Origin of the sequence: Collinsella sp. AF05-9, from assembly GCF_003465595.1 — a bacterium.
GTDB lineage: Bacteria > Actinomycetota > Coriobacteriia > Coriobacteriales > Coriobacteriaceae > Collinsella.
In genome coordinates, this window is sequence record NZ_QSBB01000026.1 from 23,234 (window position 1) to 31,153 (window position 7,920).

Here is a 7,920-nt window from a genome sequence, read left to right on the forward strand (position 1 = left end):
GCATCTTACGAATAAACCTCCGGTTTCAAAATGCCCAGATACGGAAGGTTACGATAGCGCTCGGCATAGTCGAGGCCGTAGCCCACCACAAAGGCATCGGGGCAATGGGTTCCAACATACTTGGGCGTGACGGCCGAGGTACGGTCCTCAACGTCCTTCCACAGGAAGGCGGCAACCTCCAGCGAGGCGGGCTTGCGGCTCTCGAGGTTCTTCATCAGATACTTGAGCGTCAGGCCCGAGTCCAGAATGTCCTCGACGATCAGCACGTCGCGACCGCGGATGTCGATATCCAGGTCCTTAATGATACGCACGATGCCCGAGGACTTCACACCGTCGCCATAGCTCGAAACAGCCATGAAATCGATGTTGGTCGGCAGCTCGATCTTGCGCATCAGGTCGCCCATAAAGACCACGGCGCCGCGCAGGACCGCAATCAGCACCAGATCCTTACCCGCGTAGTCGCGAGTAATCTGCTCGCCTAGGCGAGAGACGATACCGTCGATATCCTCCTGCGTAAACAGAACCTTCTCGATATCCGGATGTTGAGAAGCCATGACAACCCTTTCTTGTGCTTATCGCCCACGCACCGCCGCATGGACGCGAACTACACATTCTAGCAGCGCACGGGGTATATTTACCAGCACGTGCGCCATCAGCGCGGGAATACCGTCAACGTCGCACAGAATAGCTGGCGCGAAGCGCTATTCCGCATCGACCACGCGAAGCAGATAGGCCACGCGCGTCGCCGCCGTGCACTTAAAACGCTCGTCCGCGCGAACGCCCGCGACCCATACTACGGCACCTCCCGGAGCCGTTCTTACCACGGGTACGCCAGAGCGGTCTGAAACAGGAATGCGCGCCTCGTTTAACAGGTCTGACACTTTCTTGCTTCGGCCGTTCATCCCCAACGGGCACATCACGTCTCCCGGCACAGGGCTATCCACCCACAGGCGCGCCGATCGTGCCTCGGTGGGGATCTCCCCGCGCGAGCCGGCTAACATCCGCTCGCCATCGCGGTCGGCAAACCCCAGGGCCGCCGCATCCACCAAGGCCGCAACCTTTCCGGCAGCAGCAAGCTCGCGGGCACGGTGCACGATATCGCACCCCGGCTCCACAGCCATCGGCTCCGCTGTCAGCATATGCCCCGCCCCCAGCGGCAGACAACCGGGAACGGAGATCCAATCGGCCACTAAACCCTCGCGCGCCGCCGGGGCCTTGAACGCCAGCATGCCAAACTCCACACGGGCATCAATTCCCGCAGGAAGCGTAACCGAGCCCGAGCCCGCAGCGACGCAGGCGAGCACGCGCTCCACGTGCCGCATCTCCGGTCGCGCGTCGGGATCGATGCGCTTAATCGCCAACCGCACGATACGCCGTGCAATCACAACCTCAGCGGCGGCAAGACGGCGCGCATCGAGCACCAGTGCGCCCGCCGCTTCCTTGCGCAGGCAGCTTCGAAACGCCTGTGCCGAAAGCTGGGAAAGAAAGGCGTCTTCGTCGCCCAGAATTTCGCAAGCGGCGCCAATCGTCTTACAGACGCTCGCGTTGCGCCGTGCCACCACCGGCATCACCCGATGGCGTACATAGTTGCGCAGGTACGAAACGTCCTCGTTGCTTTCATCTTCCCGCCATGGCTGACCGTGCACCTGCAGATAGCTCACGAGCTCATCGTGCGTGAGGTCGAGCAAGGGGCGAACCACAATGTTCCGACGGCGCGGAATGCTCGATAGACCCGCGGGACCCGACCCTTTAATGGCATTCATCAAAAATGTTTCCGCGCGGTCCGACGAAGTATGCGCGGTACAGATACGAGCCGCCGTCCGCGGTGCGCCCGATTCAGCACAAAGTTCGCGAACATATCTCCGTGCCGCGGCATAGCGCACCTCGCGAGCCGCAGCCTCGATATTGCCCGATTCGTCATCAAAATAGGCATGCTCAACACACAGCGGCAAGCCGTATTGCGCGCACAGGTCACGTACAAAGGCCTCGTCGCCATCGGATGCCTCCCCGCGCAGATGATGGTTTACATGCAGCACGTGCAATCGCTCGCGCGCAATGGGAGCGACGCCGCGCCCGTCCTGGATATCCAGCTTTGATGTGCAAGCCATAAGGAGCAGCGCCGTCGAGTCCGCACCGCCTGATACCATGAGCACTACGGGGGCAGCGGCCCGCCGCGTTGCCAGGGCGCTCTTATCCGTCCTCGGCGCGGCATGATGTCCATAGTGCTGAGATACCGTTGGCATTCGCTTCCTCCTCTATTCGTCCGCACTCATTGTATCCTTTGGAATCTTATGTCTCGCCTGCACCTTCATATCCTCGGCAGCGGCTCAAAAGGCAACTGCGCACTCGTCGAGGGGCCTCAGGGGCTCATCATGATCGACAACGGCCTGTCCCGCCGCGAGACACTTAAACGCATGGCGGAGCTTGGCCTCTCGGCAGACGACGTCGCCTCTCTTGTAATCACCCATGAGCATGGTGACCATATCAAGGGGCTCGATGTATGGTGCAAGCACTGGCATGGTCCCCTCTTTGCCAGCAGGGACACCCTTTCATGCAAAGAAAACCTCGCGCACCTGCCCGTAGAGGAATTTGACCCCGGCGACACGCTCCCCATTGCCGGCATCCACGTGCAAACCTACTCAACATCGCACGATGTCATCAATCCTGTCGGCTATCGATTTAATGCTCTCGATGATTCCATTGGGTTTGCCACCGACACCGGAGAGTTATCGAGCAAGGCCATAGGCATCCTCAAAGACTGTCGAGTTCTCGCGCTCGAAAGTAACCACGATGTAACTATGTTGCGCGAAGGAGCGTACCCCCGCTTTCTTCAGGAGCGCATCCTGTCCACAAAGGGGCACCTCTCCAACAACCAGGCCGCCGAAGCCGCGCGCGAACTTGTTACCGATCGCACCGAACAGCTCATCGCCATGCATATCAGCCAGGACAATAATCGTCCAAGCCTTACCGTCAAAAGCTATGCCAACGCGCTTGATGCAAGTCTCGATGATGAACTCGGCAGTTCTGCCACCCGTCTTCAAGGGCCACGGAAGCTCTCGATACGCCCTGCAAGCCAGTATCAACCGACAACCATTCAATAGCCCCTCAAGACAACAAGGGGGGGCTGGGAATCACTTCCCAGCCCCCCTTAACTCATACTCTCGGTTGAAGCAGAGCCATCGTTAGTCGATGGAGATCTTCGTAACGTTCTTCTTCTCGACAATCTTGGGAACCGTAACGGTCAGGATGCCGTCAGCATACTTAGCCGAAAGGCCCTCGCTCGAAGCGTCCTTCAGATACACGCCGCGCGTCGCGCTGTACGAGCTAAACTCCTTCTGCAGGAAGTTCTTGCCCTCGTTCTCCTCGTCCTCCACAACGTTCACGCTAATCGACAGGCGACCCTCGTTAAGCTCAACGTCGATATCATCCTTAGCGACGCCGGTCAGATAGGCCTTGACCTCATAACCATCGCCCTTGTCCTCGACATCAACGGGGAACGCCTTGGAAGCAATCGAGTTGTTTGCAAGATCGGTCATATCATCAAACAAATCGAACAGCGAGCTAGCAGAAGGACGAACGCCAAAAACCGAACGATAAGGAACCATGCTTGCCATGTTTACCACTCCTTTTAAGGACTGCCGAGTCATCTTCTAGGTGACTGGGACTTCTTTTGACGCTGTTATATATGCCCAGCCGCTTCTTATATATACATCGACTATAAAGTTTTTTGAGTCTATTGATATAAGCATATCTAAGTCTGGTTGACTAAGGTTTTGTCTAATAAACGGAATTTGCACGAAGGCTTAAATAATGTATGCAATCCCATCAAAACTAGACGGCTGGCTTACAATGGGCGCATACACGATATTGATGACGAGCTAAGGGCATCATGGACGATCAAAAACAGGACAACACGTTTATGCCGGAGCAGGACGAAGCATCCAGCCCGCAACCGATTCGATTCCATCGCCCCCACATCTCGCAAGAGCCCATCAATGGCCCAGAGCCCAAATATGTGACAAGAAACCGATATCAAACGCTCGAAGAAGCCCAAACGGGACGTAAACATATGGGCGTTGCCTCGGGAGACCCTGTATATCTGAAAGACGCACCATTATCTAAAAACAGTGCAGTTAGTGATGAGCCGATGAAAGCATCCGCCGCTCATCAACAAAGAGGGCCTCGACCCAAGCAAACCTTGACGCATTCGGCTCGCTATCTCGAGACTCCAAAACAGGGAAAATCAATCTTCGTTTCGTCAAGTAAACGACGCAAGCAGCATCAGCTGACAATCCTGCTTATGATCATTGCGGCCATAGCAGTTGCCCTTGTTATACGATTTATTTTCTTTAAATAAAGGCTCAATACCGAAAACAACAAGATCGTCTGGTGTAATTGAGTCATTCACGCCCCGTAAACTCAAAAAAGGGGGAGGCCGCGAGGCCTCCCCCTTCTAAGTCCAATGACGGCTCGGTGCCGTCCACCGGTCAGCGGCGCCCTGGCCTCCCACGGGCTCACCCCGCAGTACTCTCGGCGCGATGGGGCTTAGCTTCCGGGTTCGGAACGGGACCGGGCGTGCCCCCCATGCTCTGGCCGCTGACCGGTGGGCGGCGCCCACCGTTACGGTGTCCTGGGTCTCATCTACGTGCCCTGGGGGCCGCATGGCGCATAGGGGAGGTGACTCGGGGGCATCCTCGTGCCCGGACCGCGCATGAGCGCTAGGTCCCGCGGGCCGCGAGGTGCGGTTCCGGAAGAGCTCGGGCGATTAGTGCGGCTCGGCTGAGGCTGTCGCCAGCCTTGCACCTGCCGTCTATCGACCAGGTAGTCTACCTGGGCCCTTACCGGAAGGAGAACTAATCCCTGGAACGGCTTCCCGCTTAGATGCCTTCAGCGGTTATCCGCGCCGCACGCGGCTACCCGGCCGTGCCGTTGGTCGACAACCGGTTCACCGGAGGTGCGTCCACCCCGGTCCTCTCGTACTGGGGGCAGCCTCCATCGATTCTCCTGCGCCCACGGAGGATAGGGACCGAACTGTCTCACGACGTTCTGAACCCAGCTCGCGTACCGCTTTAAACGGCGAACAGCCGTACCCTTGGGACCTGCTCCAGCCCCAGGATGCGATGAGCCGACATCGAGGTGCCAAACCTTGCCGTCGATGTGGACTCTTGGGCAAGATCAGCCTGTTATCCCCGGAGTACCTTTTATCCGTTGAGCGACGGCCCACCCACTCGGGGCCGCCGGATCACTAGAGCCTGCTTTCGCACCTGCTCGGCTTGTGGGCCTCGCAGTCAAGCCCGCTTGTACTCTTGCATTCAAAAGGACGGTTGCCGACCGTCCCGAGCGGACCTTCGCGCGCCTCCGTTACCCTTTAGGAGGCGACCGCCCCAGTCAAACTGCCCGCCTGGCACGGTCCCCGAGCCGGTCGACGGCCTCGGGTTAGGACGCCGGTCGCGCGAGGGCAGTATTCCAAGGGCGGCTCCCCGGGGGCTGGCGCCTCCGGATCTGTGCCTCCTGCCTATCCTCTACACGCGGGACCAGCGGCCAATGCCAAGCTGCAGTGAAGGTTCACGGGGTCTTTCCGTCCTTCCGCGGGTAAGTCGCATCTTCACGACCAGTGCAATTTCACCGGGTCCATGGTCGAGACAGCGCCCAAGTCGTTGCGCCTTTCGTGCAGGTCGGAACTTACCCGACAAGGAATTTCGCTACCTTAGGACCGTTATAGTTACGGCCGCCGTTTACCGGGGCTTGGCTTCGGGGCTTCGCGCGATGCGCTAACTCCTCCGCGTGACCTTCCGGCACCGGGCAGGCGTCAGACCCTATACGTCGCCTTGCGGCTTCTGCAGAGTCCTGTGTTTTTGGTAAACAGTCGCTTGGGCCTCTCCACTGCGGCCCGCCTCCGCTCCCGGAGCAAGTCCGTTCACGTACGCGCGGGCACCCCTTCTCCCGAAGTTACGGGGCCATTGTGCCGAGTTCCTTGACCATGGTTGACCCGATCGCCTCGGTATGTTCTACCCACCCACCTGTGTCGGTTTGCGGTACGGGCGCGCACGCGCCTGCCTAGGGGTTTTTCTAGGGACCTCGGGCTCACTCGCTTCGCTTGATCGCTTCGTCCGGAGCCTCGCCCTCGTGCGGACCGGATTTCCCTGGTCCGCGGGCCGCGCTCCATCACGGGGACGTCCAGAACCCCGCCGAGCCACCCCCATCCGTCGCCCCGTCGGTCGTAGCGCCGCGTGCGCGGTGCAGGAATGTCTGCCTGCTGCGCGTCGGCTACGCCTCCCGGCCTCGCCTTAGCCCCCGACTGACCCTGGGAGGATTAGCCTTGCCCAGGAAACCTCGGGTTCACGGCGGACGAGTTACTCTCTCGTCTCTCGCTACTCATGCCAGCATTCTCACTCCCATGCGCTCCACCGCCGGTCGCCCGGCGGCTTCACCGCCCATGGGAAGCTCCCCTACCGATTCTATATAGATAAAATCCCGCCGCTTCGGTGTCCAGCTTAGCCCCGTGTATTGTCGGCGCATGTCCACTCGACCAGTGAGCTGTTACGCACTCTTTGAATGGATGGCTGCTTCTAAGCCAACATCCTGGTTGTCTGGGCGGACGCACATCCTTTGCCACTCGGCTGGAACTTGGGGACCTTAGCGGGCGGTCCGGGCTGTTTCCCTCTCGAGCACACAGCTTAGCCCACATGCTCTGACTGCCGCGCTCTGGGCCGCCGGCATTCGGAGTTCGGTTGGATTCGGTAGGCGGCGAAGCCCCCTCGTCCATCCGGTGCTCTACCTCCGGCGGTGAACGCGCGACGCTAGCCCTAAAGCTATTTCGGGGAGAACGAGATATCTCCGGGTTTGATTGGCCTTTCACCCCTATCCGCAGGTCATCGCCGCCGTTTTCAACCGACGTGCGTTCGGCCCTCCACGGGGTCTTACCCCCGCTTCAGCCTGCCCACGGATAGCTCACCCGGCTTCGCGTCCGCGGCGCGGGACTCAAGTCGCCCTGTTAAGGCTCGCTTTCGCTCCGGCTCCCTTTCGGTTAACCTCGCCCCGCGCCAGCGACTCGCTGGCTCATTCTACAAAAGGCACGCCGTCACACCACAAGGGTGCTCCGACTGCTCGTGGGCGCACGGTTTCAGGTACTGTTTCACTCCCCTCCCGGGGTGCTTTTCACCTTTCCCTCACGGTACTGGTGCGCTATCGGTCACAGGGTAGTACTCAGGCTTGGATGGTGGTCCACCCAGGTTCGGACCGGGTTTCACGTGCCCGGCCCTACTCAGGGACCGCGTCGCGCCGTCCGGTCTGGGTTCGCGTACGGGGCTGTCACCCGCTGCGGCCGGCCCTCCCATGCCGTTCCGCTCCCCAGCCGGACCTGCGCCCGGGGGCGGCAGCCCCCGGATGCGCGGCCCTGCAACCCCGCCGGCGGAACCCCTGCCGGGTACGCCCGCTCGACGGTTTGGCCATCGGTCCCCTTTCGCTCGCCGCTACTCGGGGAGTCTCGAGATTGATTTCCTCTCCTCCGGGTACTTAGATGTTTCAGTTCCCCGGGTTGTCCTCCCCACCCCTATGTGTTCGGGGTGGGGATATCCACACTGCTGTGGATGGGTTCGCCCATTCGGAGACCCCCGGGTCGAAGGATGTGTGCTCCTCGCCGGGGATTATCGCAGCTTGCCGCGTCCTTCATCGGCTCCCTGTGCCAAGGCATCCGCCGTGCGCCCGTGGTATCTTGCGGGACCGCTCTCGGGCCCGCGGGATATCCACGTGTCGCTAAAATTAATTAATCGATATCATGAATAGCGCTCGTATGTCGCAATTCGGGTATCTCATACCGCGGCACAGTAGTTGACTGTGCTCGCGATCAGATGCTCCTCACTCATTTATAAGTGAATTCTTCTTGTTTGGATCGGATGAATGATTGCTATCATTCTGTCT

General features: G+C 59.7%; 5 protein-coding genes and 2 rRNA genes. 2 read left to right on the plus strand and 5 right to left on the minus strand.

The window, feature by feature from the left end; translation table 11 throughout:
• Positions 1-5 precede the first annotated feature (5 nt).
• A complete protein-coding gene (hpt, locus tag DWV43_RS07775) occupies positions 6-554 on the minus strand; it encodes a hypoxanthine phosphoribosyltransferase (protein ID WP_055251779.1) in 549 nt (182 codons plus the stop codon).
• A gap of 147 nt (positions 555-701) precedes the next feature.
• Positions 702-2,243 (minus strand): tRNA lysidine(34) synthetase TilS, encoded by a 1,542-nt coding sequence (tilS, locus tag DWV43_RS07780; protein WP_199411036.1) that lies wholly within the window; start codon positions 2,241-2,243, stop codon positions 702-704.
• A 48-nt stretch (positions 2,244-2,291) separates the two neighbouring features.
• Between tilS and DWV43_RS07785 the strand changes: the two genes are divergently transcribed.
• Positions 2,292-3,101 carry an MBL fold metallo-hydrolase gene (locus DWV43_RS07785; RefSeq protein WP_117736951.1) on the plus strand — a complete coding sequence of 270 codons (810 nt, stop codon included), beginning with the start codon at positions 2,292-2,294 and terminating at the stop codon, positions 3,099-3,101.
• 81 nt (positions 3,102-3,182) lie between these two features.
• On the opposite strand, the gene DWV43_RS07790 is transcribed toward DWV43_RS07785, so the two are convergent.
• Entirely contained in the window at positions 3,183-3,614 is a 432-nt protein-coding gene (locus tag DWV43_RS07790; protein WP_055251783.1) for an Hsp20/alpha crystallin family protein, read from the minus strand.
• A gap of 275 nt (positions 3,615-3,889) precedes the next feature.
• Here DWV43_RS07790 and DWV43_RS10080 point away from each other — a divergent pair, with 275 nt between their 5' ends.
• On the plus strand, positions 3,890-4,357 hold the full coding sequence (locus DWV43_RS10080) for a hypothetical protein (protein WP_117801082.1): 468 nt from the start codon (positions 3,890-3,892) through the stop codon (positions 4,355-4,357).
• A gap of 128 nt (positions 4,358-4,485) precedes the next feature.
• On the opposite strand, the gene rrf is transcribed toward DWV43_RS10080, so the two are convergent.
• Both rrf and DWV43_RS07800 read right to left on the minus strand, forming a co-directional pair.
• Positions 4,486-4,601: ribosomal RNA gene (rrf, locus tag DWV43_RS07795) — 5S ribosomal RNA — on the minus strand.
• 144 nt (positions 4,602-4,745) lie between these two features.
• Positions 4,746-7,720: ribosomal RNA gene (locus DWV43_RS07800) — 23S ribosomal RNA — on the minus strand.
• Positions 7,721-7,920 lie beyond the last annotated feature (200 nt).